General features: G+C 45.4%; 18 protein-coding genes and 2 pseudogenes. 8 read left to right on the top strand and 12 right to left on the bottom strand.

Translation table 11 applies throughout. The features are described 5' to 3' along the window. Positions 1–376: 376 nt before the first annotated feature. Positions 377–724, top strand: a pseudogene (locus ACOMA8_RS04960) (site-specific integrase); the annotation flags it as partial. 794 nt (positions 725–1,518) lie between these two features. Here the strand turns inward: ACOMA8_RS04960 and ACOMA8_RS04955 are convergent. Then, positions 1,519–2,474: pseudogene (locus ACOMA8_RS04955) on the bottom strand (Fic family protein). Positions 2,475–2,970: 496 nt separating this feature from the next. Between ACOMA8_RS04955 and ACOMA8_RS04950 the strand changes: the two are divergent. From ACOMA8_RS04950 to ACOMA8_RS04940, 3 genes are all read left to right on the top strand, one after another. After that, a complete protein-coding gene (locus ACOMA8_RS04950; RefSeq protein WP_421369002.1) occupies positions 2,971–3,837 on the top strand; it encodes a LysR family transcriptional regulator in 867 nt (288 codons plus the stop codon). 295 nt (positions 3,838–4,132) lie between these two features. Beyond that, positions 4,133–5,656, top strand: a complete 1,524-nt coding sequence (locus ACOMA8_RS04945) for a UbiD family decarboxylase (protein ID WP_421368999.1) — start codon at positions 4,133–4,135, stop codon at positions 5,654–5,656. 10 nt (positions 5,657–5,666) lie between these two features. Next, positions 5,667–6,263, top strand: a complete 597-nt coding sequence (locus ACOMA8_RS04940) for a UbiX family flavin prenyltransferase (protein WP_421368996.1) — start codon at positions 5,667–5,669, stop codon at positions 6,261–6,263. A gap of 169 nt (positions 6,264–6,432) precedes the next feature. Here the strand turns inward: ACOMA8_RS04940 and ACOMA8_RS04935 are convergent, their stop codons facing one another. The 4 genes from ACOMA8_RS04935 to ACOMA8_RS04920 all read right to left on the bottom strand — a co-directional run bounded on the left by ACOMA8_RS04935 (position 6,433) and on the right by ACOMA8_RS04920 (position 11,159). Next, on the bottom strand, positions 6,433–7,821 hold the full coding sequence (locus tag ACOMA8_RS04935) for an NAD(P)H-dependent oxidoreductase (protein WP_421368993.1): 1,389 nt from the start codon (positions 7,819–7,821) through the stop codon (positions 6,433–6,435). A gap of 187 nt (positions 7,822–8,008) precedes the next feature. After that, positions 8,009–8,617 (bottom strand): NADPH-dependent FMN reductase, encoded by a 609-nt coding sequence (locus tag ACOMA8_RS04930; RefSeq protein ID WP_161900262.1) that lies wholly within the window; start codon positions 8,615–8,617, stop codon positions 8,009–8,011. Between the two features lie 118 nt (positions 8,618–8,735). Beyond that, on the bottom strand, positions 8,736–9,761 hold the full coding sequence (locus tag ACOMA8_RS04925; protein WP_421368989.1) for an FAD:protein FMN transferase: 1,026 nt from the start codon (positions 9,759–9,761) through the stop codon (positions 8,736–8,738). Positions 9,762–10,346: 585 nt separating this feature from the next. Beyond that, positions 10,347–11,159 (bottom strand): SDR family oxidoreductase, encoded by an 813-nt coding sequence (locus ACOMA8_RS04920; protein WP_421368986.1) that lies wholly within the window; start codon positions 11,157–11,159, stop codon positions 10,347–10,349. A 104-nt stretch (positions 11,160–11,263) separates the two neighbouring features. Here ACOMA8_RS04920 and ACOMA8_RS04915 point away from each other — a divergent pair, with 104 nt between their 5' ends. Continuing rightward, on the top strand, positions 11,264–11,815 hold the full coding sequence (locus ACOMA8_RS04915) for a TetR/AcrR family transcriptional regulator (RefSeq protein ID WP_421368984.1): 552 nt from the start codon (positions 11,264–11,266) through the stop codon (positions 11,813–11,815). A 329-nt stretch (positions 11,816–12,144) separates the two neighbouring features. Here the strand turns inward: ACOMA8_RS04915 and ACOMA8_RS04910 are convergent, their stop codons facing one another. The 5 genes from ACOMA8_RS04910 to ACOMA8_RS04890 all read right to left on the bottom strand — a co-directional run bounded on the left by ACOMA8_RS04910 (position 12,145) and on the right by ACOMA8_RS04890 (position 18,076). Next, positions 12,145–12,597 (bottom strand): hypothetical protein, encoded by a 453-nt coding sequence (locus tag ACOMA8_RS04910; RefSeq protein WP_421368981.1) that lies wholly within the window; start codon positions 12,595–12,597, stop codon positions 12,145–12,147. A gap of 377 nt (positions 12,598–12,974) precedes the next feature. After that, positions 12,975–15,233, bottom strand: coding sequence for a formate C-acetyltransferase (gene pflB, locus ACOMA8_RS04905; protein ID WP_202622230.1), 2,259 nt, complete (start codon positions 15,231–15,233; stop codon positions 12,975–12,977). A gap of 692 nt (positions 15,234–15,925) precedes the next feature. Further along, positions 15,926–16,516 (bottom strand): phosphatase PAP2 family protein, encoded by a 591-nt coding sequence (locus tag ACOMA8_RS04900; protein ID WP_161900266.1) that lies wholly within the window; start codon positions 16,514–16,516, stop codon positions 15,926–15,928. A gap of 236 nt (positions 16,517–16,752) precedes the next feature. Further along, positions 16,753–17,778, bottom strand: a complete 1,026-nt coding sequence (locus ACOMA8_RS04895; RefSeq protein WP_161900267.1) for a LysR family transcriptional regulator — start codon at positions 17,776–17,778, stop codon at positions 16,753–16,755. Positions 17,779–17,863: 85 nt separating this feature from the next. After that, complete coding sequence (locus tag ACOMA8_RS04890) at positions 17,864–18,076, bottom strand: zinc ribbon domain-containing protein (RefSeq protein ID WP_161900268.1); 213 nt, start codon at positions 18,074–18,076, stop codon at positions 17,864–17,866. 251 nt (positions 18,077–18,327) lie between these two features. On the opposite strand from ACOMA8_RS04890, the gene ACOMA8_RS04885 reads away from it, so the two are divergent. Further along, a complete protein-coding gene (locus ACOMA8_RS04885) occupies positions 18,328–19,911 on the top strand; it encodes a hypothetical protein (RefSeq protein WP_421368978.1) in 1,584 nt (527 codons plus the stop codon). 74 nt (positions 19,912–19,985) lie between these two features. On the opposite strand, the gene ACOMA8_RS04880 is transcribed toward ACOMA8_RS04885, so the two are convergent. Beyond that, positions 19,986–20,801: an AAA family ATPase gene (locus ACOMA8_RS04880; RefSeq protein WP_421368975.1), complete on the bottom strand. Its 816-nt coding sequence runs from the start codon at positions 20,799–20,801 to the stop codon at positions 19,986–19,988. 319 nt (positions 20,802–21,120) lie between these two features. Here ACOMA8_RS04880 and ACOMA8_RS04875 point away from each other — a divergent pair, with 319 nt between their 5' ends. Further along, positions 21,121–21,288: a hypothetical protein gene (locus ACOMA8_RS04875; protein WP_421368973.1), complete on the top strand. Its 168-nt coding sequence runs from the start codon at positions 21,121–21,123 to the stop codon at positions 21,286–21,288. Positions 21,289–21,468: 180 nt separating this feature from the next. Beyond that, on the top strand, positions 21,469–22,602 hold the full coding sequence (locus ACOMA8_RS04870) for a biotin--[acetyl-CoA-carboxylase] ligase (RefSeq protein ID WP_421368969.1): 1,134 nt from the start codon (positions 21,469–21,471) through the stop codon (positions 22,600–22,602). Positions 22,603–23,126: 524 nt separating this feature from the next. Here ACOMA8_RS04870 and ACOMA8_RS04865 read toward each other — a convergent pair. Beyond that, positions 23,127–23,555 carry a hypothetical protein gene (locus ACOMA8_RS04865; protein WP_421368966.1) on the bottom strand — a complete coding sequence of 143 codons (429 nt, stop codon included), beginning with the start codon at positions 23,553–23,555 and terminating at the stop codon, positions 23,127–23,129. Positions 23,556–23,621 lie beyond the last annotated feature (66 nt).

Below are 23,621 nucleotides of genomic sequence, written 5' to 3'. Positions count from 1 at the left end.
AAGAAACCCGGCCGAAGTCAACTTGTAAGCACTTACAATATTGCTCAAATACTCAAAAAGCTCAATCACTTAAAAAAATGATTATCGCCTTTTTTTGTAGCAAACTTCAAATTTTGTAGATTGGTAATAGAAATGGCGACAATTGCAGTAAAAACTACTAAATTACCGAAGAAGCAAAATAATCTGGTATAGCTCCCGTACAAACTTCAGAGACAGCAAATTACAGAGGTTCTATCGTTATGAGAGCCTCTGTAAACACACCAAATATGATCCAACTACCCGCTAATGAAATTAGCCATCACAAATTTCCTCAAAAAGAAGGCGTCTGAAATGATGTCAAATAAGAATATAAGGAGGCTGTAACATAAGTCCTCATCAAGAAGAGTTTAATATTTTAGTATTACTCTTCTTAGAGACCGACGCTTGACGTGGAAAACTGCTGAGGATGACTAAAGAGGGCATCTCTTTGAGTATGGTTTTTATATTAGACATTCTATCAATCCTAGCAACAATGATACACAATTGAAAACTTTCAAAACGTGACATCTCAATTAACTGTGACGTGTATGAGTCTCTACAGAAATTGGCGAAAGAAAAAGAAAACTATGTATTTGATTGGAACCGGTTCCGATAGGCCGGACAACTTCAAAAATTGCTAAAGAAACTCGAGCTAAGTAAAGCAACATTTTACGGCTCAAGAGATATTCATGCTTCATTACCTTTCTAAAAAAAAATATCAGCGATGCTTTAAATCTGTTAAATGAATTATCGTAGTCATTAACACCAACTGACACCAAAAAGTAACAGTTGAGCCTGATAATACAATAAATTGATTAACGCTTAGAGAATTGTGAAGCTTTACGTGCTTTCTTAAGACCTAGTTGGCAGTTCAACTGTGTTATTTTAAATTAATGAATATAAAAAATGCTTATTTACCGGTGTTTCCCCCTCAAGATTTGTACTGGATTTCAGTCAATATTAGGCACTCGTAACCACGATTCGTAACCAATTTTGAACGTAAGACAATTTGGTTACGAAAAATTCAGAACATATCAGTATCTACTACACTCCCTTCAAACTTTCCATTGAAGAAACTGCATGGTAAATCCATGTAGTCTTTTTAGCGTAGCAAAGTCAATAATAAAAGAACAAATTCCCCAAACGTTAGGCGCTCTTTGCGGAGGGGTTCGCCTCAAGCGAATTCCCCTTCGTAAAGAGTTCGCCTTGAACACGAGTGGGCGCTAGTCCGCGAGTGTTTTTGTCCCCCCTATCTAACGGGGGGGTACAAAAACACGAAAAACAATCGAAAAACCACGTACAAACACTGTTATACCAAGGAAATAGGCACTTGTTGACAAGTGTAAACTAATTTAAAAAAGTTCACATTTTGTTTTCACTGGTTCTAACGAGTTTCAAATAGCGCATCAAACTGATATTTTTAGCTATTCAACTTTCAATTAGCCTCGTTGATTTTTAAATTACTGATTTTATGGTTCTATTAATGGCCCGTGAATTATATTACGATTTGAATTCATTTATTAGCTGATACTTAGTCGAACGCCCTTGCCCGACTTTTTGAATCTTATTCTCTGTTTGTAACTCAGCCAATGCCCGTTCGATCGTTCGCTGGCTAATATCCGGCAACAAACTCTCTAGATCAGCTCTGCTTAGAGGTTCAAAAGACTTTTCTAGTTCTTCAACTACCCGCTCTGCTGGTGTTAACTCCTGACTGATAATAATCTCGAAGCGTTCTGAGAAGGTTTCATACGCTCGCAAAATGATTCCCACAAGATAGCGAACAAATGGCGTATAGTCCTGTTCATTTTCCAGCCATCCCACAGAGCTTGCCTGTAACGCTTCATAGTAAGTTTGCTTCGATTCTTCAATCAGCATCTCAATACTAATGTACTTGCCAACTAGATAGCCCGACTTGTACAGCAACAGTAATGTCAATAAACGAGACATCCGCCCATTCCCATCACTAAATGGATGAATCGAGAGAAAGTCTAAAACAAAGCAAGGAATCAGCAGTAACGGATCAATCTCAGCTTTCTGAATGGCTTGATTATATTGATAATACAATTCTTCGATTAAATCTGATGTCAAATAGGCTGGAGCTGGCACAAAACGAACTCGTTCGATACCATCCAGATCTTTTTCCGTAATATAATTATCACCACTCTTGAATTTGCCTTTATAACTTTTGCCCGAGTAATTATAAAGATTCTTATGTAACATTAAAATATCGTTCGGCACTACGCGAATGTACTAGTAGCTATCATGAATCAGTTTCAACACATCCCGATTACGAGATTTTACTTTTTCCGCTACGATTTGCTTCAAGCAGCCATCTGTTGTTGCAATATACAGTCTTGCTTTCCCTTGTGCTCATGAATCTTGGTCAGCATATTCAGCAGATTATGACTAAGAGTGAGCTTATCCAATTCATGGTAATCAAACTCTTTCACCGCCAGCCGCCTCTTTTCTCCGCCATTTTATCTTATTTGGCGGAGAAAAGACGTTCTATTTAGAATTAAAAAACTATGAAAAAATATATAGACCAGAACTGGACCAAAATTGGTATTTTTCACTCCTATTTCATTCAATAGGAGTCCTTTACAAAAACTTGGACATGGCCTTAAAAGGCTGTTATCCTCCACTAACGCACATCACTGAAAGCTCACTGCATTTTGACACACAAGTATGGGCCACTTGTCCCGCTTCCCTCGGTTACTGACAGCTTGCTGTACAATAGTTTATAAAGAGTAGACGGACACATCCAAATTTCACCTTAGCTGACAGATACCTCTCACTTATAAATAATCAGTTCCTATTGATTTCGCATTCGAAATAATTCTATCGAAAAGGCCGCAGACAATCACTCTAAGCAGCAAGAGTTCAGCTACATATCCAATCCATCCCCTTTGATTTATAATTGAGTTACAAGCAATTTTAAAGGAGGTAGTCTTCTTGGACATCCAAAAACTGGCGGCATTCACTTCGTTGGCTGAAACGCTGAGCTACTCGAAAACAGCTGAGGAGCGGTTTACCACTCAAGGGAATATTACTAAACAAATTCAAGCGTTGGAGCGGGAACTGGGCTTGCGTTTGTTCAATCGCAGTTCTCGTAAAATCAGCTTGACCACCGCTGGCAAAAATTTGTTACTTGGCGCCCAAACAATCGTAGCTCAGTGGGAATTGCTGCAAGAACAAGCCCTCGAATTACAACGGGAAAACCGTCACCGCCTCGTTATCCAGACCATCCCCACCATCAATAAATACCACGCCCTCAAGCTGCTTAATGCTTTTTCTCGGCAATACCCAGAAATTGATTGGCGCCTGCAAGAGATGGAAAATCCTCAGATTGGACAGTTGGACAACCTTTCGGAAGAAGTCATCTACTTTGCTCGTCTCTTTGATTTGAACCAAAAGGCCTTCGACTATCGACTGGTGGAACCCGATCGGTTAATGGTATTGTTGCCTCGAGACCATCCGCGCGCCAAAGACAAAGTCGTCCATTTAGAGCAACTGAAGGAGGAGTCCTTTTTACTATTGGGTTCTGAGACTGGCAGTCGGCAGCCCATCATCGACCTCTGTCGCAAAGCTGGCTTTATTCCACGAGACAATTATGGTGGTTCACGAATCGACATGATCCTTGAATTAGTCACCAGCCATATGGGGATTTCTCTTTTGATGGAAAAAACCGTTGTCAATCAATTGTCGCCAGAACTAGTACTACGTCCGATCACCCCAGGCCTGGAAAGCTACCTGTGCTTTTTGCGGACCAAGGGATCTCATTCGGTAGCCAGTAATTGTTTCTGGAACAGCCTAAAATAACAACAAGCCGAGTTCTATTCCTTTTTGGAATGAAAATCGGCTTTTTTTGAATTGTTTTCAGGACCTTTTTCCCGCTACAATTCTAGTAGATAGCCAAACAATCTGGTCACTGCGGAAGCTCCGGTGAAGCACTGACTGAGGTTCCTACACGTTCATCCGAACTTTCCTGACTCAGTTTATTTGCATAGACAGTTTTCGCTAACTGCAATCTACTTGAGAAATTAATTCAGTTTCCCTTCTCATCACAGCACACTAACTCAATTCAAGTTTTTAACTATTTCAAGGAGGAATTTTTATGTCACAAAAAAATGAGACTTCACGGCCTAAAATACCCGCTGCTATTGATCCAAAAGCCCCTTATGATCTTCGCCGGGTGTTGCAGGAATTGTCCCAACTCCCCGGAGCGCTTCACGAGACTGATCGGCTAGTGGAACCCGATTCTCAGCTGGCGGGCGTGTACCGCTACATCGGCGCCGGCGGAACAGTGATGCGCCCCACGCAAGAAGGTCCCGCTCTTATTTTCAATAACGTCAAGGGCTTTCCTGAAACGCGGGTAGCAATCGGATTGATGGCTAGTCGCCAACGGGTAGGGGCCATTTTGGGGCACGATCCTAAAACACTGGGACATCTATTGAAAGACTGCGTGGCTCATCCGGTCAAACCGGTGAAAGTCGCCCACGCAGACGCTCCTGCTCAAGAGGTGGTTCATTTGGCTGAAGATTCGGATTTTGATATCCGCAAAATCTTACCCGCCCCCACCAATACTCCCCAAGACGCCGGGCCTTATATTACGATGGGCGTCGTTTTGGGATCTGATCCTGAGAAAACGATGTCTGATGTCACGATTCACCGGATGGTTCTGGAAGATGCCGATACTATCGGGATGTATGTGATGCCCGGCGGCCGGCATATCGGACATTTTCAAAAACAATTTGAAGCATTGGATCGTCCGATGCCTATCACTATCAATATTGGTTTGGATCCGGCCATCTCCATCGGTACTACTTTTGAGCCTCCCACGACGCCTTTGGGTTACAACGAGCTTTGGATTGCCGGCGCACTGCGGCAACAGCCGGTACAATTAGTAGACAGCCTGACAGTAGCAGAAGTCGGTATCGCACGTTCCGAATTCATCATCGAAGCCGAAATCCTGCCTCATGCCACAATCCAAGAAGACATCAATACCAATAGCGGCTATGCGATGCCAGAGTTTCCCGGCTACACTGGCGAAGCCAACCCAGCCGTCAACGTAGTAAAGGTTAAGGCTGTCACTCACCGACGCGACCGGCCTATCATGCAGACCACCATTGGCCCTAGTGAAGAGCATGTGGCGATGGCAGGTATTCCCACAGAGGCCAGCATTTTAGATCTGACAGAGCGAGCAATTCCCGGCAAAGTTCTAAACGTCTATAACCCGCCAGCTGGAGGTGGAAAGCTCATGAGTATCCTGCAGATAAAAAAAGAAGGTCCCGCTGATGAAGGGATTCAACGGCAGGCGGCGATCCTAGCTTTATCAGCATTTAAAGAACTGAAAACGGTGATTTTGGTGGACGAAGATGTGGATATTTTCGATATGAATGATGTCATGTGGACCTTAAACACTCGTTTTCAAGGGGACAAAGATATTTTAGTCCTGCCTGGTATGCGTAACCATCCCCTGGATCCCTCTGAGATTCCAGAATACAATCCCGGCCAGATTCGCTTCAAAGGTATGAGTGCCAAAACTATTTTAGATGGCACTGTGCCTTATGACTTGAAAGAACATTTTCGCCGAGCTGCCTTTCTGGAAGTTCCGGATTGGCAGGAATACTTGAAATGAGGCGTTGACTATGACAAAAAAACGAATTTTAGTTGCCATGACTGGTGCTTCCGGTAGTCTTTACGGAGTGCGTTTGTTGCAAGCACTTCAAGCGATGCCAGATGTGGAAGTCCACGGTATCCTCAGCCATTGGGCCAAAGAAAATCTACGGTTGGAAACGCAACTGACCCCAGAAGAAGTCGGCTGTTTATGCGATGTCCTCTATGATGAAAACGAGCAAAGTGCAGCTGTCGCCAGCGGCTCTTATCCCATTGATGCAACAGTCATCGTTCCCGCCAGCATGAAAACCTGTGCTGCCATCGCCTGTGGTATTGCCGATAACCTCATCACTCGAACAGCTGATGTCGCCTTAAAGGAGCAGCGACCACTGATTCTGGTTCCCCGGGAAACACCACTGAGTACGATCCATCTGGAGAACCTCACTAAGCTTTCCCGGCTGGGCGCCCGTATTTTACCACCGATGCCCGCCTTTTATAATCAGCCCCGCAGTATCGAAGACTTGTTGGAACACCAGACCATGAAACTTCTGGATGCCTTGCACCTGACTCACCAGCTGGGACAGCGCTGGTTAGGAGCTACTGACAGTTTTCAAAATCAACTCCGCTAATTACGCTAAATACCTTAAATCAAATCAGCAATGTTTACCTCGCTGTTGGTTTATAGCAATAAAAAAGGCACCTCTGAAGCCCAGATTTTCACGTCTGATTTTCGGAGGTGCTTAATTATTTAGATTTGCTGTTCATCTCGCAAATTTAGTGCTTAACGTTTTGCAGGCTTCAGCCCTTTTCCGAGGCCCCGGAGACGGCATCCACACTGCCGGCTGCGGCTTGTGGGGCCGGAACGCTGACAGGAGCTGCCGACGCTGGTTTTTCAGATGCACCCGATACCCCATCGACAGTTGCACTTGGAGCGGGAACAGTTGCAGGTTTTTCTGATGCGCCGGAGACGGCATCGACTGCGGCGCTTGCCGGAGCAGGGGCAGCGGCTTTTTCAGATGCCCCAGAAACACCATTCACATTGCCACCGGCAGTTGGTGTTGGTACGACGGTTCCATCAGCGGCTACCAGCTGTTGGCGGGTTTGCTGCAAGTACCAGTCTACCCATGGTTTCAAATCCAAAATGTATTCATTGATTCCGGCATACTCGCCGTTTTCATCGTAGATTGATTGATAATTGTGAACCACAAATTTATCAGGTCCGTGGTTAGGCACATGCACTCGCACGATGTCCTGATTGCCGCTGCGCAACTGTTGGATGACCCATTCCACATTTTTGTAGGCTTTTGGCGGGTGACAGTTGGCTAAAGGATTCCCCACTTGGCCTGGCTGACGTTTGGCCAGCATTTCTTCGGCTGGCGCATTGTGATTGTAGTATAAGAATTGATTATTGCTATCAGCATAAGTCAACTCTAATGGCATTGAATTCAAAAACCAATTCAGCTGATCTACTGTCAACAAGCCCCGATCCAATTTGACATAAGTGTTGCCGATGACAGCACCCACCTTGTCAGAGGCTTGCTCCAACCAATCTTCAGCGGCCATATCAACGCCTTCAATTGTAGTGGCGGTTTTGCCAGTGGCGTGTAAATCTTCTGGCGGCATCTTGTACTCAGGTTTTTCCATCGCATCCATGATTTTGATGAATTGAACGAATTTACCCAAAGTAGCGCCTAAAAAATTGCGGGTGCCTTCTGATTTTAGATTGCCCATGTCGTCAAAGGCTTCTGGGGCTTTTCCCAACAGAAATTCATTGCCCGGCATCACTACGGCATTGACCCCCGGCGAATCGAGAATCTGGCGCAAGTGCAATTGCGCCCGAGAGGTTCCCTGATCATAATAAGAAGAACCGACGATTAAGACTGGTTTATTTTCCAATGGATGAATTTTGAAAGAAAGCCATTCAATAACACTTTTCAGACCCGCAGGAATCGAGTGATTATGCTCCGGTGTGGCGATAATGACCCCATCGGCTTTCATGATTTTCCTAGCTAAATTTTGGATAGGCACACTGTTGGTGGCATCCAGACTTTGGTTAAACATCGGGATATCACGGATTTCCATAATTTCCAGTTCAAACAGCTCATTGAACTGACTAGCGATGTATTGCAACAGGATCCGATTGTACGAAAAATCAGCATTGGAGCCGACGATTCCGACTAATTTCATAACGACATCTTCTTTCTGATAAAATAGCAAATTATGATAAAACTCTTTTGGGCAATTTTCTCACTGCAATCATCAGAGATTTGCAGCTAACAAGTATAACGCAAGCTCTGGCTTTTAGAATGCAGCTCAAATTCTCTGATTTAAGGCTAGTGATTCAAGTCCCCAACTTTTTTTGTAAAGACCGGCTTCAGCCAACTTTCCAGTTGAAGTGAGCCGCTGCTTCTTTGTCGGCAGCGACAGTATTGTTCAACTGCCCGGTGATTTCTACAAATTGCAGGAAATCTGCAAATAAGCCTTCTAAGCGCTGAACTTGAGCAGTGTCTTGCAACTCCCCTGCTTCATCGAAAGCCTGCAAGGAATGTCCCAAAAGAAATTCAGAGCTGGGCATGATGCGGGCTTTCAATTCCGGTGCATCCAGCATTTGCCGCAGATGTGCCTGTGCCCGAGAACTGCCTAGGGTCCCATAGGAAGCGCCTGTGATCATCACTGGCTTATCCACAAAAGGATACACACCGTAAGACAACCAATTCAGCACATTCATCAAAGCCGCTGGTGCGCTGTGGTCGTATTCAGGAGTACTGATGATGACGCCATCGCTTTTTTCGATTTTCGCTGCCATTTCTTGCACCGCTGCTGGCAATACCTTGTCTGCAGGTTTGTTAAAAACTGGCAAATCTCGAATCTCCATCAGCTGGATCTCCGCTTGGTCAGCAAAGTGCTTTTCCATATATTCCAAAAGTTTTCGGTTGGTAGACTCGTCTGAGTTGGCCCCAACGATCCCGATAAAATGTTTCATTTCTTCCACTTCTTTCTGATAATTTGCAAGGTAGTTCACATGGTTGTAGGTGAAAAAATGGTTTGCAGCGCTTATGTTTGTCCAAACTGGTCATTGGGTGCAGGAAGCAGCTGCTTTTTCAGGCTAAAAGCGCTGCGATGCCGCTGGTATGGCAAACATTGCCAAAACGATCCACCAAGATTCCTTCTATGCCTGGCTGTGCTTCAAGGTCTGACAGTACCCTTTCTTGGGGTTTACCAAACAAGCGCGTCGTCCAAATTTCCCCTTCAATCGAGCGCCGAGAGATGACCGTCAAGCTCACCACATCTGTTTTTTGCGGGTAACCTGTCCGCGGATCCAGAATATGATGATAGCTGTGGCCGTCTTGCTCCAAGTGCCGCTCATAAATTCCTGAAGTTACTACCGAATAGGGAGCCTCCGTAGCCGCTAGCGCCAGCACTTCCAGGTACTCATTGCGAGGTTTATTGGGATCTTGAATGCCTACTCGCCAACGACCATCCTCTTGGGAAGGAGTCTGACCATAAACCACCAGATTGCCGCCCAGATTCAAAAGTGCCCAAGGGACACCTTGCCTTTTTAGCAATGCCAACAGTTCATCTGCAATATAGCCTTTCGCCAGGGCCCCCAGGTCAATTCGCATCCCCGCTTCCTCCAAAAAAACCGTATGAGAAGCCGGATGCAATTGAATTTTACGAGGATCTGTCAACTTTACCAAGTCCTGAATTTCCTCTTTGGTGGGAACCCGAGCATCAGTAAAACCGATGCGCCAGGTCTGGACAAGAGGACCGATAGCGATATTCAGATTGCTGTCAGCCGCCAAGCTCTGGGCAACCCCTTCTTGAATCAATTCAAACAGCTGCGGATGCACCGCTACCGGACGAATCCCAGCCAGCTGGTTCACTGTACCTAGTTCGGCAGCTGGATCATTTGCACTAAAGCGTTCCTCGGCTTCTTTCAAAAAAGCACCCGCTTGATCTAATAAGTGCTCCGACCAATTGAAAGTTGTCTTGGAACTTTCATTTGCAACTTTTGTGGTCGTTGCCTCATTTCCTGCCAAAGCTACGGCTACTTTCCCAGAAGTCGACAAATCCGGCACTTTCAATAAGATCACAGTCCCCATCATGGACCATTGCCGCTGCGGCATTTTCATCACCTTCAATTGTTTTGGGGAAAACAGCAGGTCAACTTGTGTTTCACTTCACATTTGATACAGCGTTATCATAGTGCCAATCCCTAAATACCACAATCAGGGAATTCCCTGAGGCACAGATAGTAGTACAGTTTTTCCCTTACGTCACAACACCACTGACAAAAAAGCAGGTGGCATCATTCAATACGATGAGAATGATTCTCAATGTATTTTTTTGCAAAAAAGCAGCATTTCTTTTCAGAAAACACTGCTGATTTGAAATATTAAATTTTCACAAATTTTAGTTAGCCCTTCTGTGTTATAACGGAAAAAATGACGCTGTCTTTCCTGCCAGAAACAATAGCCATTCATGCGTTTCCCTTGCTTTTCCCAGTGTTTATCAGTGCAGCTCTTTAAAATCCAGTTTTTGGCAAGCTGGTTTTTCGCTTTGGGCTCTGGTAGTGACTTTGCGAACATTTCTGCAAAGTCACTCGGAACACTGAATACCACCAAGCAGCCTTGTTAGCAGTAGCAAGGCTTCTTGCCAAGCAAAGTGCCTTTTCAGCCTGCTTTAGCTGGACTCTGGCTTTTGCTAACAGATTATCTCGCGTTATCCTTTTTAACCGCTGCAGCTTTTTCAGGAAACTCTGTTTTCAGCGTGTTATCTGTCAACTTGGAGCGCAGTGATTGCGGTAAAATTCTGCTCAAGACGTAGAGCAGCTTGCTGGGACCGGGATTGATGATTGCTTTTTCTTTGGCAATCCCTTTGATGACTGCAGCAGTAAAAGCAGTCAAGGACATATTCATAGGATTGCGGTCACCGGCTTCATGCATGGTGGGATTCAGATTGGTTTCTGAAATCAGCGGTGGAGCGACTTGAATTACATGCAGATTCTTATATCCCCAAAACCGCGCCTGCCCTCTAAGCGCTTCAGTCAAGGCGTTGACTCCGGCTTTACTTGCCGAATAAATCGGGTGTGCATTACTGGCAAGATAGGACAAGCCGGAGCTGATATTGACCAATGCTGCTGATTTTTGTTGTGCCAACCATGGCAGAAAAAGTTTATCTACGTAGATCGTTCCCAGAAGGTTCGTTTCAATCTCGTTGGTGAGGTCCGCATCTGAATCAAAGAAGTCTACTCCTCGCATCATCCCCGCTGAGTGAATGACCATATTCAACTCAGGATAGGCCCGCGTCACTTTTTTAAACAGCTGCCTTACACTATCAAGACTGGTGACATCCACTTCATAGCCAATCAATCCTGGATTCTCGGCTAGGGTCTGGGCAATGACCTCTGGATGACGCGAGGTAACAATCACGCGATTACCCAACTCTTGGAATTTTTGTGCCAGTGCCAAGCCGATACCGGAAGTCCCGCCGGTAATCAAGATAGTATTCTTTGTCATTTTCATCGCTAACGCCGCCTTATTTACATTTCATTGTTTTTGTAACTTTTCACAGCTTAGAAGTTTTGGTTTCATTTGTCAATTTTTGTAACTCAAGTTATACTGAAGCCATGAAAAATTTATCAAAAGACCTCATATTGCAAACTGCCGCCGACATGGTCCAAGCTGAAAAACGGATTAACCTTTCTCTAAGTGAGGTCGGCCAGGCATTAGGTGTCAGTCACGCCGCCTTATACAAATATTTTCCTAGTAAAAAAGCTCTCTGGTCCCAGCTGGCCCTCGACTGGTTAGAAAATCAGCTGAGCGATCTTTTTTCCTATCAAGCACTTGCCGGACAATCTGTAAAAGAGACAGCTCATGATTGGCTATGGCTTTTGGCAAGCCGCAAAAAGGACGCAAAAATAGCCGACCCCCGGATGTTTGCTTTGTATACCACTTATATCGGCAACGATGCCGAACTTTATCGTGCCCACAATTTGGCTCTTGGCGAAAGTTTCATGGCCGCCACCGGGAAATCGGCTGCTTTCACTGAAGGAATTTTGTTGGCGTTTATGTACTTTTCGGCACCCGCTTATGCCGAGCGCTGGAATGAAAATTTTCAAGAGGAATTTGAAAAAGTCTGGCAAATCGTCGCCCCGGCGTTTGATGCTTCGGCGACTTGATAGAAAATACCCGTTTGAAACTGCGGCAATCTAAGGTGACTGCTAAGAAAAATACAGGAGCGCAGCTGTGATAATCGCCTAGCCAACCTCCTTTGAAGCGACCAGGACCAACCGTGAGCCACAAACAAAAGAGAAGTCACTTCCACTGTTTTTAATGGAAGTGACTTCTCTTTTCATTGTTAAAAATCGGCTCAAACACAGACTAACTTTTATTTCATCAAAGGAATCCAGCATAATTCGCCCCTCTGTATGCCCAGGGCAATGCTACTTCTGGGAACTTGACACAAAGATTGTCACAGCTATTTGCTAAGGTCTGTCTTCAATACTTTTTACAGTTTGATTTTTGTCAGTTTACCGACTTGCATTACACTGACTACCGCAGCAGAGACTACCAGGGCTTTGCCGGTATTGCGGGCGACTTTCAGCAGGCGCTTGCCGTCCATTTCTTTGCCGCCTTCATAGGCTTCATTTACTTGTTCAGCCGCAAAATCTACCGTGTTTTTCACGCTATCGACAGCGGTACGAGCCACGTCTGCCAGCTTGTCCTTCCCGTCTGTCAGCTGTCGATCGTCTTTACTGAAAAAGCCGTGCGCTGCTTCTGCCAGACCATCCACAGCACGACCGGCTGTCCGGCCGGCTTGCTTGTTGCCGTCAAAGATTTCTTGGCCTGCTTCCCGCAACACCTGTGCGTCAGTCACTTCTGCCACCAGGTTTACAACACTACTGATGCCCCCGCCAATCAATGCGCCGGTGCCTTCACCGATTTTTTGAAATAGATCCATCTGTTTGCCCTCCTTTGCGACTTCCCCGTTACCAGCCGCCTACTTAGCTTGAGGATACGACCTTCTGCCGCCAAAAACAAACTTTCACCCATTAAAAGAGTCGGATTTAGGAAAAACGCAAAAATCCCGGCCCAGGTTTGTTCCCCAGACTTCCTCTTTCAACCACCCTTCTTTTATCTATTTGGTGAATTCTGTTAGTCTGCCCGCGTTCAGCAAGCTGGCTGCAAATAAAAAACGCCGCCCTCGCGATGGGTAGCGAGGGCGGAACAATCTTCTGATTAATAAATAGTCCGTTACAGCGGACCTTTTACCCGATTCTAACTAAACCTGGCGGAAAGCCAATGCTGTCTTCAGCTAGTCGACAGTTCTGTTGTCTCTTACAAAGAAGAGTGGTCTGTCCGGCTGATTACGTCACGGCGTTGTTCCGGCGTCAAATCGCGGAATTTCACGGCATAACCAGAAACACGGATAGTGAAGTTGGCATATTTTGGATTGTCGATGTCGCGATCCATTTCTTCCAACAGTTCTCGGCCAAAGACATTGACGTTCAGGTGGTAACCGCCACGATCGAAGTAGCCGTCCAACACATTTTTCAAGTTGTTAATCTGCATTTCTTCGTCATCTGTCCGGCCCAGCGCTCCCGGATTGATGGTTTGCGTGTCAGAGATTCCGTCTTGTGCGCAAGAATAGTTCAATTTAGCGGTGGAGTTCAATGAAGCCAACAGGCCGTTTTTCTCACCCAAGAATTGACCGTCTTGGTAAGAAGGATTTGCACCTGGAGCCAATGGTTTACCCGCACGGCGGCCGTCTGGTGTATTCCCGGTATTTTTACCGTAAACCACGTTAGACGTGATTGTCAACAAGCTCAATGTTGGTGTCGAGTTACGGTAAGTGTGCTGACGTTTGATTTGGCCCATGAAGTATTCCAAAATCCAGTTGGCCATTTCATCTGCTTCATCGTTATCGTTTCCGTAAGTCGGGAATTCATTTTGCGGGATGTAGTCTACTGCCAGACCATTTTCGTCCCGAACAACTTTTACATTGCCGTGTTTGATTGCCATGATTGAGTCAGTCGCATGGGAGATCCCAGCGATCCCAGTCGCAAAGGTCCGCTTCAAATCCGTATCCATCAATGCCAGTTGTGGGGCTTCGTAGGCATATTTGTCGTGCATGTAGTGAATCACGTTCAATGTGTTCACATATAACTCTGCCAACCAGTCCAATACGTCTTTGTAGCTTTGCATGAAGGTATCAAAGTCGATGGTCTCGCCTTCAAGCGGGCGGAAGCGTGGGCCAACTTGCGCTTTAGTCATTTCGTCAACACCGCCGTTGATTGCGTACAAGACTGCTTTGGCCAAGTTCGCGCGGGCACCGAAGAACTGCATGTCTTTACCGATTACAGTTGCCGATACACAACAAGCGATAGCGCAATCGTCAGATCCCCAATGTTTCCGCAAAAGATCGTCGTTTTCCAACTGGATAGAAGAAGACTGTTTTGCCACTTTAGAAGCATAGGTACGAAATCCCTCCGGTAAACGTGAAGAGTACAACACTGTCAAGTTTGGTTCCGGAGAAGGCCCCATATTAGTCAACGTGTGGAGAATTCGGAAATCACTCTTAGTCACCATAGAAGAGCCGTCCATGTTCATGCCGGCAATGGACAAGGTCGCCCAGATTGGGTAGCCGGAGAACAATTGGTTGTATTCAGGCGTACGGGCATATTTCACCATCCGCAACTTCATGATCAAGTGATCAATCAATTCCTGTGCGTCAGTTTCAGTAATCAAACCCAGTTGCAGATCCCGTTGGATATAGATGTCCAAAAATGCTGAAACCCGTCCGATAGACATAGCCGCCCCATTTTGTGATTTAATAGCAGCCAGATAGCCGAAGTACAGCCATTGAATCGCTTCTTGAGCGTTGGCAGCCGGTTTTGAGATGTCGCAGCCGTAACCTTGGGCCATTTCTTTCATTTCCATCAATGCTCGGATTTGTTCAGAAACTTCTTCCCGCAGCTGCACAACGTCATTGGTCATGACTTTGTTGCCGACAAGTTTCAGGTCTTTTTTCTTTTCGCCGATTAAAAAGTCAATGCCATACAATGCGATTCGACGGTAGTCACCGATGATGCGGCCACGACCGTATGCATCTGGCAAACCTGTAATAATCTTGTTTTTGCGAGCTGCCCGCATTTCGTCGGTATAAACATCAAATACCCCCTGATTGTGGGTCTTACGCCATTTGCTGAAGATGAAGCTCATGTCGTCATCGATTTCATATCCGTTTGATTTCAGGGCATTGTTGGCCATATTGATTCCGCCAAAAGGCATAAATGCTTGTTTCAATGGCACATCTGTCTGCAAGCCCACGATTTTTTCTTCTTCTTTAATCAAGTAACCAGGCGCATGGGAAGTAATCCCTGCTGGAATATTATTATCCATATCGTAAACGCCGTTTTGTTTGTGTTGGACTTCAAAGAGCTCTTGCAGCTTGTCCCACAATTTTTCAGTGGAGGCCGCAGCGGGTGCTAAAAAGCTGTCATCGCCAGTATATTCAGTGTAGTTGGCTTTGATGAAATCCAGGGTATTGACTTCAGTTTTCCAACGTTCTCCCTTGAAGCCATCCCATGGGTTGATGGGTGTGTCTGTTACAGGTTTTTCCATTGTTGTAGTAGGCACAGTCAGTTCTCCTTTAAAATCATTCTAATTTGTTTACCTGCTCATTGTAAGGGCTCGTTATTGAAAACGCAACCCTCAGCAAGGTTCACTCATTATTTTCTTTGTTATCTAATCGTTAAACCTCATAATCTTATCTATAACAGAAAATAATTTAGTTAGTACAGAAAACGCTACCAGTATAACAGGGCGTTTGTGTACTTTAAAGGCTTTTTTCAAGGTATAGTACTGGTTTTCAAATTTATGAACAATTAATCACAAACAATCCCCCGTTGACAACTTTTTCACCATCGCTTTTAAAGCTGCCGTTTCAGCTGCTCCTTTTAAAAAATTAACCGTTATTCTTAAATCTCTCTCTGGCACCCCTCAAAGAATTTCGTAAGATTTTTTTAAGCCGCTCTTTGAGAAACACTGAGAAAAGCTTCACTCCTTACCCCACAAAAATACCAGCCAGCCAATTGAACAAATAAAAAAACGTATGACATGAACAGACGGAAACTCGTTCATGTCATACGTTTTGATTCTAAATTTTTCAATCCACAAAAAGTTTTTACAACCAGCCAGCTTTTAATTGGAATCCACGTAACAGGCTGTCAGATAGCCTAAATTTTTCCCGCAAAGCAAAACTACGGCCATTCACTTTCAGTTTTGCTTCACTTAACAATTGACTGAAAAGCTGCCCAAACCAGCAAGGTGATACCGGTCCCAAACAACCAACCACCCAAAATATCCGTCAAAAAATGGATTCCCAAGTAAATCCGAGAAAAGCCAATCATCCCCGCGATTCCGACTGCAGCCACGACGAACCACCCTGTCAGCTGAGGATAACACGCAGTCCCACCCAATACCACACTCAGATACAATGCTGCCGAGCAGGTGGCATGAAAGCTTGGAAAACTGTGGTCCTCCTCTTCTGTCAATCGCTGCCCTTCAGGACGAGGTCGCTTCAACAGGCGCTTTAAGGCAAAGGCCACCCACCAACTCACCGTCAGCGAAATAGCTGCCGGCCACACCACACCTCGCCAAAAACCCGGAATCAGCGCCAATGCAATCATGACCACCAAAACGCCTGAAAAACGTCCTAGCTGAGTAAAGAAAAACATCAGCGTATTGAGCGCCGGTCGTCGGATACTGACTACTTTTTCCGTCACCTGGGCATCTAGTTGCTTGATGGCCGGTCGCCGAATCCCTACTGCCAATACCGCAAATAATACGAGACAAATGCTTCCGATTATTAGTTTCACTGTGCCCTCACTCCTCGCTTTTTGACCAGACTTGCTGCCTTTATTATACAACGAAACCGCCAAACCACTGCCATTTGGCTGCCGGATTAAAGCAGCTCAACAAAGCGGTCTGCCACACTTTTCGAAAAGAACAGCTCGTTATAAAAATGGAGACCGGCTGCTACTTTAACCTTTCTTGCAGCTTTTTATGTTATCAAAAAGACAGCCCCATGATGACGGCTGCCTCCTGTAAAATTTTAGTTGTCATTTGTGGCCAGGCTTTCTTTGACGGCTGCCAAAAAGGCGCTCGTCATGGCAGAACGCTGCCGCCGATCATTAAACACAGCAATCAACTGATGTTCCATGCCGCCAGCCAACGGTCGCAAACAGATATATTCTTTCACAAATCCTTCCACGATTCCCAAACCAGAAGCATAGGCATCTGACTGGCACAGCAAATTCATCAATGTGCCCCGATCATTGGTGTAAAGAGTTGGTAGCGGCTCATCAGAATCCCGCTTTGTGGGCCCTAGTTTTTTCGCTCCAAGGTCAGCCACCGCAGCGCCAGCGTCCTCGATAGACTCCAGATTGGTTGGCTGCTCCTCACGAGTTGGTGCCAGTACCCCTTGGGAAATCTCCAGCGGGTCTTCTTCAAAATAGCCGCTGCCTTGTTCTTCCTGACGAAAGCGCACCTGTGGATAGGCTGCCAGCTGTTGCCGCGTGACCTGTTTTTGTGCGGCTAATGGATGATCCTTCCGCAAGAAAATCTGCGTTGGAAAGTTTCCTAGAATTTCAAAAGAAAAGCCATCTTGTTGAAACCGCCGTTCTAAAATCTTGCGGTTGTTGTCATCGAGGTACATGATTCCCACGTCCCCTTCAAACTCCTGCAAGCCGTTTAAAATCTGTCTGGTCGTGGTTTCCACCAGTTGAAAGTTCAGACAAACTTTTTTGAAATCTGCCACCACCTGCAAAAAAGGTGTCGACAAAAAATCATAGTGCTGGCTTAAAACTGTGAAATCATGGGTCATCCCTTTTTGAAAATGCCGCTGCAATTGTTCAGTCTGCGCCAAAATCTGTTTGGCATAAACCAGAAAATCACGCCCTGCTTCTGTCAATTGGGCGCCGGCTTTGGAACGCAAAAACAGCTCCGCATCCAATTCGGTTTCCAACTCGCGGATGGCTTGAGAAAGGCTGGGTTGGGTCACATACAAACGCTTGGCCGCCTCGGAAAAACTGCCGGCTTTTGCGATTTCCGCTACATAGCGGCATTGTTGCAGGTTCATAGACATCCTCCTTGTACTCAGCAGTACCGCCGTCGCGGCTGAAATAAGCTACATCCCAACAGCTGTGGATACTAGCCGATAGTTGTCAACCACCCATCAAAAAATCAAGAACATTCATGCCGGATGAAGTTTTCTCCTTGTAAAGCTCTGTATAACCACAGCGCGTGCAAGAAATCGTAATGAAGCGCTTGTTCTGCACATCGAAAAGCTTGGCAAAATTGCCACCGGTGGTTTGAATCTGATCTTGCTCATAATGCTGATTGCCACACTTATCACAGACATATTGCTTTTTCTCCATGGTAAAAACCCCCTCATTTTGACCTGATGACAGCTGTCGAAATGATCCGTCAATTAAGTAGACAGACGCTCTGACAAATGGTCATCACGTATTTGCCTAATCTTATCAAATCCAGCAGTTTCTGTATATGGCTAGTCGATTTCCACCATAAAAAAGCGCAAAATTGGAATATAACTTTTGTTTCCACTATGGTAGGATAGGTCTGAGACTAGATTTATCTTGTTTCACTATCAATTAAAAGAGGTGTAAAAATGAAAAAAAGGTTAATTGGGTTGGTATTGGGTCTTGCAATGGTCGTTAGTACGCCTGTAAATGTAAGCGCAAACACAAGTGATTCCGCAAGTACCGCAAACACTGGAGAATTGGCAGAAACGACGTTGGTATCGTCGGAACAGACAAACGACGCAGCTCCAGGTGAAGCTAGCAGTGAGGTTACACAAGAAGCGCCTTGGGCAACAACTGGCGACAGCACCACAACAGAATCGGCCTCTTCACCATCTGCTGAAACTACGCTTTCTTCTGAGTCTGGTTCAGCGCTTACAGGGGAACCCAAAAGCGCCCCCGCCGCTGAATCCTCCCCGTCAACATTCCAAGCACCTAAAGCCGCTCAGGCCGCAGCAGCACAAGAACCTAGCGTTTTCATCAATGGGACTTGGTATACTAGAAATCAATTGAAAAAAGCAAATATTTACTTCAGCGTCTTGGAGACTGACTACGAAATCTGGACTGACGAAACCTTCAAAACACTCAACGGCTTTTCTGGAGACATTTTAGAAGAAACATTCAAGGCTACCGACTTCTTTATTGATGAAGGCGAGTTATACTGGGGCTTGACTGCTGCAAACAAGCAATTTATCGGTTATATCAACGATGATGCCCTTGCCGGGAACGAAACCGCCAGTCCCGCAGGTGTTCCCTATGATGAACAAGGCTACGTCACCATCAAAGCTGGCACCAAGCTTCTCAGCAACGTTGCTACTCTGATCCCTCAGAAAACGGGCCAAGGGAAAACACAAACACTACAGATTTATGAAAGCTATACGCATTTCAATGGTCACGACTACTTCGCCTTGCAAAATAACAAAAAGCAGCATGTGGGCTACGTTGACGCAGCATCTGTTAAATATAATTCTGCTGCACAGGGAGATTGGCAAAAAGACAGCGCCTATGCCACCATATCTAAAAATTACAAACTCTACAGCAGCTTTAACTGGCAAGTGAAAAATGATGGTGCCAAATTGTTGGGCAAAACATACAAAATTACCGGCAAATACCTTCATTTCAACGGGAGCACCTATTACTCACTGCAAAACAACAAAGGCACCTGGATGGGTTATATCAATGCTGCCGCTATCAAACGAACCACCGGCGCACAAGGTGCTTGGCAGCCAGAATCCCGCTACGTTACCGTCATGAAAAACTATCAAAGCTACAAAAACTTTGACAAGTGGACCGTCTCCAAGAAAGCAGCAGCATTGAAACAGCGTACGTACAAAGTCACTGGTAAATACGTCCACTTCAACGGCAGTACCTACTATTCCATGCAAGACAACAAGAAAAACTGGCTCGGCTACATCAATGCCGCGGCTACCTATAAAGGCAAAGGCCCTCAAGGTTACTACATTTCCTGCAATAAAAAAGTTAAAGTCACCAGTAAAAATTACAACCTCTACTCAAACTTCGATTGGAAAGTCAAAGGCAACACGAAATATCGCTTGAACAAAACCTATGTAGCAAAAACCATGTACCGCCATTTCAACGGTAGCCTGTACTATTCTTTGTACACTCCCGGTGGCAGTTGGATTGGCTATTTGAATGCTGCTGCGGTGAAATAGGTCTTAGAACCCGGCAGCTCTGCTCCTGAAAAACCACCTCATCCTATCAGGCAAATGAGGTGGTTTTTCAGCGTCTATTCTTCATCTACCCGATAGCGCTTCTGGAAAAATTCTCCGTATAACTGCACCACCGGCAGCTCCTGCCAGCGAGCCACTACAAGTGAAGGCTTACTGAAGTTATAGATGGTTCCTTCCAGTTTGCCTAAAAGCAGCGGCGAATGCGTAGCGATGACAAACTGACTGTTCATCCGGTAAGCGCACTGGTTGATTTTATCCGCCAGTTTCAGCTGATTTTCCGGTGACAAGGAGATCTCCGGCTCGTCTAGTAAAATCAAGCTGTCTGGCACCAGATAATCTTCAAACACTTGCAGTGAGGTCTCGCCATTGGAGTATTTTTCCTGCGCAAATGCCAAACGTTCCATCATCAAACCACCACGAAAAGACGCCAAGTGCTCAGCTGCTTTTTCTGCGGTCATTCCTAAACGCCGCCGCTCATAGCGATAGCCTTCCCGCAAAACCGCCTCTTGTTGAACTTTTTTAATCTCATACAAAATGTCTTCACTTTTAATATAGCGACTGTCGGGAGAAATTTTGTGACGGTGTCCCTCAGCATCCTCTTCATACAACAGCAGTGCCTCTTGCTGATAGTCTTGCCAACGATCACTGTGGACATCAAAACTTTTGACTTTTTCGGCGCCAGGTAACTGCAGTAGATTGGCCAGCAGATTCAAAAAAGTCGATTTTCCCGAACCATTTTCACCGTAAAGCAGTGTGATTCCCTGATCGAACACCAAAAGCTCACCAGTCTTGTTTTTAAACACATTGTAAGGATACGTATTGGGATTGGGTGTCGTTTCATTGGAAAATTGAAAACCGCGAATATATCGCATCACTTTACCTCCTGTCAAAAATCGTCACAATTCTTACAATATTCCCAGGCACTTCGGTCAACGTTTCTTTTCCCCACGTCGTCCTTTTCTTGTAGTCCGTATTTCACACAACTTGCTCTACACCAATCAGAAAAAATTTTAAACGCATTGGATGTAATGTCCTTCAACTGAGCCCTTAAAAAGAAGCGACTCGTTAAGAAAGCCTAATCTAAAGGCAGCTTGGTTGTCTGCCAGCAACCATCTCTTGTATAATTTACCATAGAAACGACTGCCAGGAACAAATTCGCTGACGATAAGCTTTGTATGTCAGGAGGTTATTATGAAAAACTTACTTGCGGCTGGCTTTCTCTTTGTTGGTGGCGCGATTTTGATGACCGCCTCTGAAATGGGAAAAGTCGTTCCGTTTTTAGGCGCTGCATGTGCATTAGTCGGTGTAGGATTACTCGTGTATATTGTATTTAGTGAAAATGGCAGCTACGAGAAATAGAAAATATTATTGGACAGCTTTGAGCCCCCAATGGTTCGAGCTGTCTTTTTTCACTCAATTCAGATACACCATGCCTGAGAACTAATACCTTTGTCTATTGTTCTGATGACAGCAGGGTGCGTTTGCCGGGCTTTTTTGCTACACTAAGGACACAAACTTTACCAAGAATGGAGCAACATCATGGCAGTCAAAGATCAAGTTTTAGCATTGATGAAGCACACCGCCGCCATTTTTTCCGGCGAAAAACTAGCACAGGAGCTGCAAGTCTCCCGCACTGCTGTCTGGAAAGCCATCCGCGAGCTGGAAAAAGAAGGTTGGCGCTTCGAACATACCGCCAGCGGTTACCGTTATCTTCCTTCTGATGTACTGGATGCCAGCGAGATTCTAGGTTATTTGACACCTGTATCACTGGCAGTCTCAAATGATAAAATTGTCGGGCGAGTTGCGGAAGTTGATGTTCTTGCAGATATCCAGCCAGCCGATGAAACAGATGAAACAGGACCCGTAACATCCGGAGCACTTTCTTCTACGCTGACTCCCGGTGGATTGCCCTCTGATTTGGCAGTTGAAATCACAGATACCAGTGAGTCGACCATGATTGAAGCTAAAAAAGCCGTTGCCGACGGTCGCAGCGCCCCACGATTGTTCATCACCGAGGCCCAAACTGGTGGGCATGGCCGGTTCGGGCGTCCCTTTTTCTCCCCTAAAGGTCAGGGAATCTACATGACATTGCTGTTGAATCCTAACCATCCTTTTGACGATTTGCCTCAATATACTCTGCTGGCGGCGGTGGCAGTTTGTGATGCCATCGCTAACTTGACCGGCAAGGAATGTGAGATTAAATGGGTCAACGATATTTATCTTGAGGGTAAAAAACTAGTGGGTATCTTGTCAGAAGCCACTTCTGACATTGAATCCGGTATCATCAGCCACATTTCAATCGGCATGGGCATCAATTTTTCCACACCGCAAACAGATTTCCCTCAGGAACTACAAGCCAAAGCTACCTCCTTGTTTGCAGATGGCAAGCAGCCGCCCATCACTCGGAATCAACTGATTCAGGCAATTTGGCGGCGTTTCTTTACCCTTTTGGCTGGGCTGCCCCAAGATACAGCTTATCTGGAAGACTACCGCAGCCGCTCCTTTGTGTTGGGACAAACTGTCAGCTTCCGCCGGCAAGGTCTGGTTATTTCCGGAATTGCTGAAACAATCACTGATGATGGCCAATTAGTCGTCCGTACCAAAGAAGGCCTGATTTCACTAAATTCCGGTGAAATCAGCCTGGAATCTATCGGTGAGCGAAAATTACGCTGAGTTCTCAGCCACCTCATAACGTATCCAACAACTGCAACAGCATTCTTCGAAGAATCGAAGCTGGCTTCTATAAGCAGGGTTGTGGCAATTGTCCTGTCACTAACCTTTGCAGCGAGCATCATCAACCGAGAGCCGAAAAAAGGAATATGACCTAAGTCATTTCCAAGTGTTAAACAACGGATGTTTAACCATAATTAATAAAAAGTATCCGGATGAGGAAAATTTGTGACCCTCTTGATGTCTTTGTCCGAAAAGAGAACATACCCATACGTGTCAAGCGAAGGGAATGAAGCTGACTTCCTTTGCTGAAACCAAGGAAAGTCTGTGTTTGAAATTTTTAGCAATGAAAAGCCGATGATCTTCCACTGATTTTAATGGAAGATCGTCGGCTTTTGGGGTCTCACGTTTGGTCCTGTTCGCTTCAGAGGACGGTAACTCAACTATTGCCACATTCCCTTTTCCTACAGCTCCGTTTATAACTATATCGGAGAAGTGCCTTCAAACTGGCGCTTTTTCTTTAAGGATTACTTGTTTTTCTTACTATTCTTCAATCCACGATACCAGACAAACGCCACTAATAGTGCAGCTGCGGCAAGTTCCCCTTGATAAAACAGTAGCGGCCTCTGTTGATAGGCCGCCCAGTTAAAAGCAATTAGGCTCAATAAAACAGCGCAAGGAAGTGCCAGAACAATGACCTGCCACCAGCTGATCCGGATGACTGAGCCGCCTTTTCGCCCAATACCGAAAGCTTTTGACCAACCATTTTTGCCATAATAACAAAATCGTTCCCCCACGATTAACACTGTTGCTCCTTTAAAAAAGACAAAAAGCAACAGCTGAATAAAGCCGTCTGTCGAAAACCCATTATCCCCCAGCGCAAAAATCAGAAACAGTACTTCAGGAAACAACACTGGAAGCAATATCAGTGAATTTACCTCAACCTCTTTTCTCATCTGCCCCTCCTTAGCCCCATCGGATTTTGACATTTGTCAGCGACTGAATATCGTCTCTATCATACG

Origin of the sequence: Enterococcus infantis, assembly GCF_049166715.1 — a bacterium.
GTDB classification, from domain to species: Bacteria; Bacillota; Bacilli; order Lactobacillales; family Enterococcaceae; genus Enterococcus_C; species Enterococcus_C leclercqii.
Note: the sequence above shows the minus strand (reverse complement) of the source record. Positions and strands in the feature narration are given on the sequence as shown.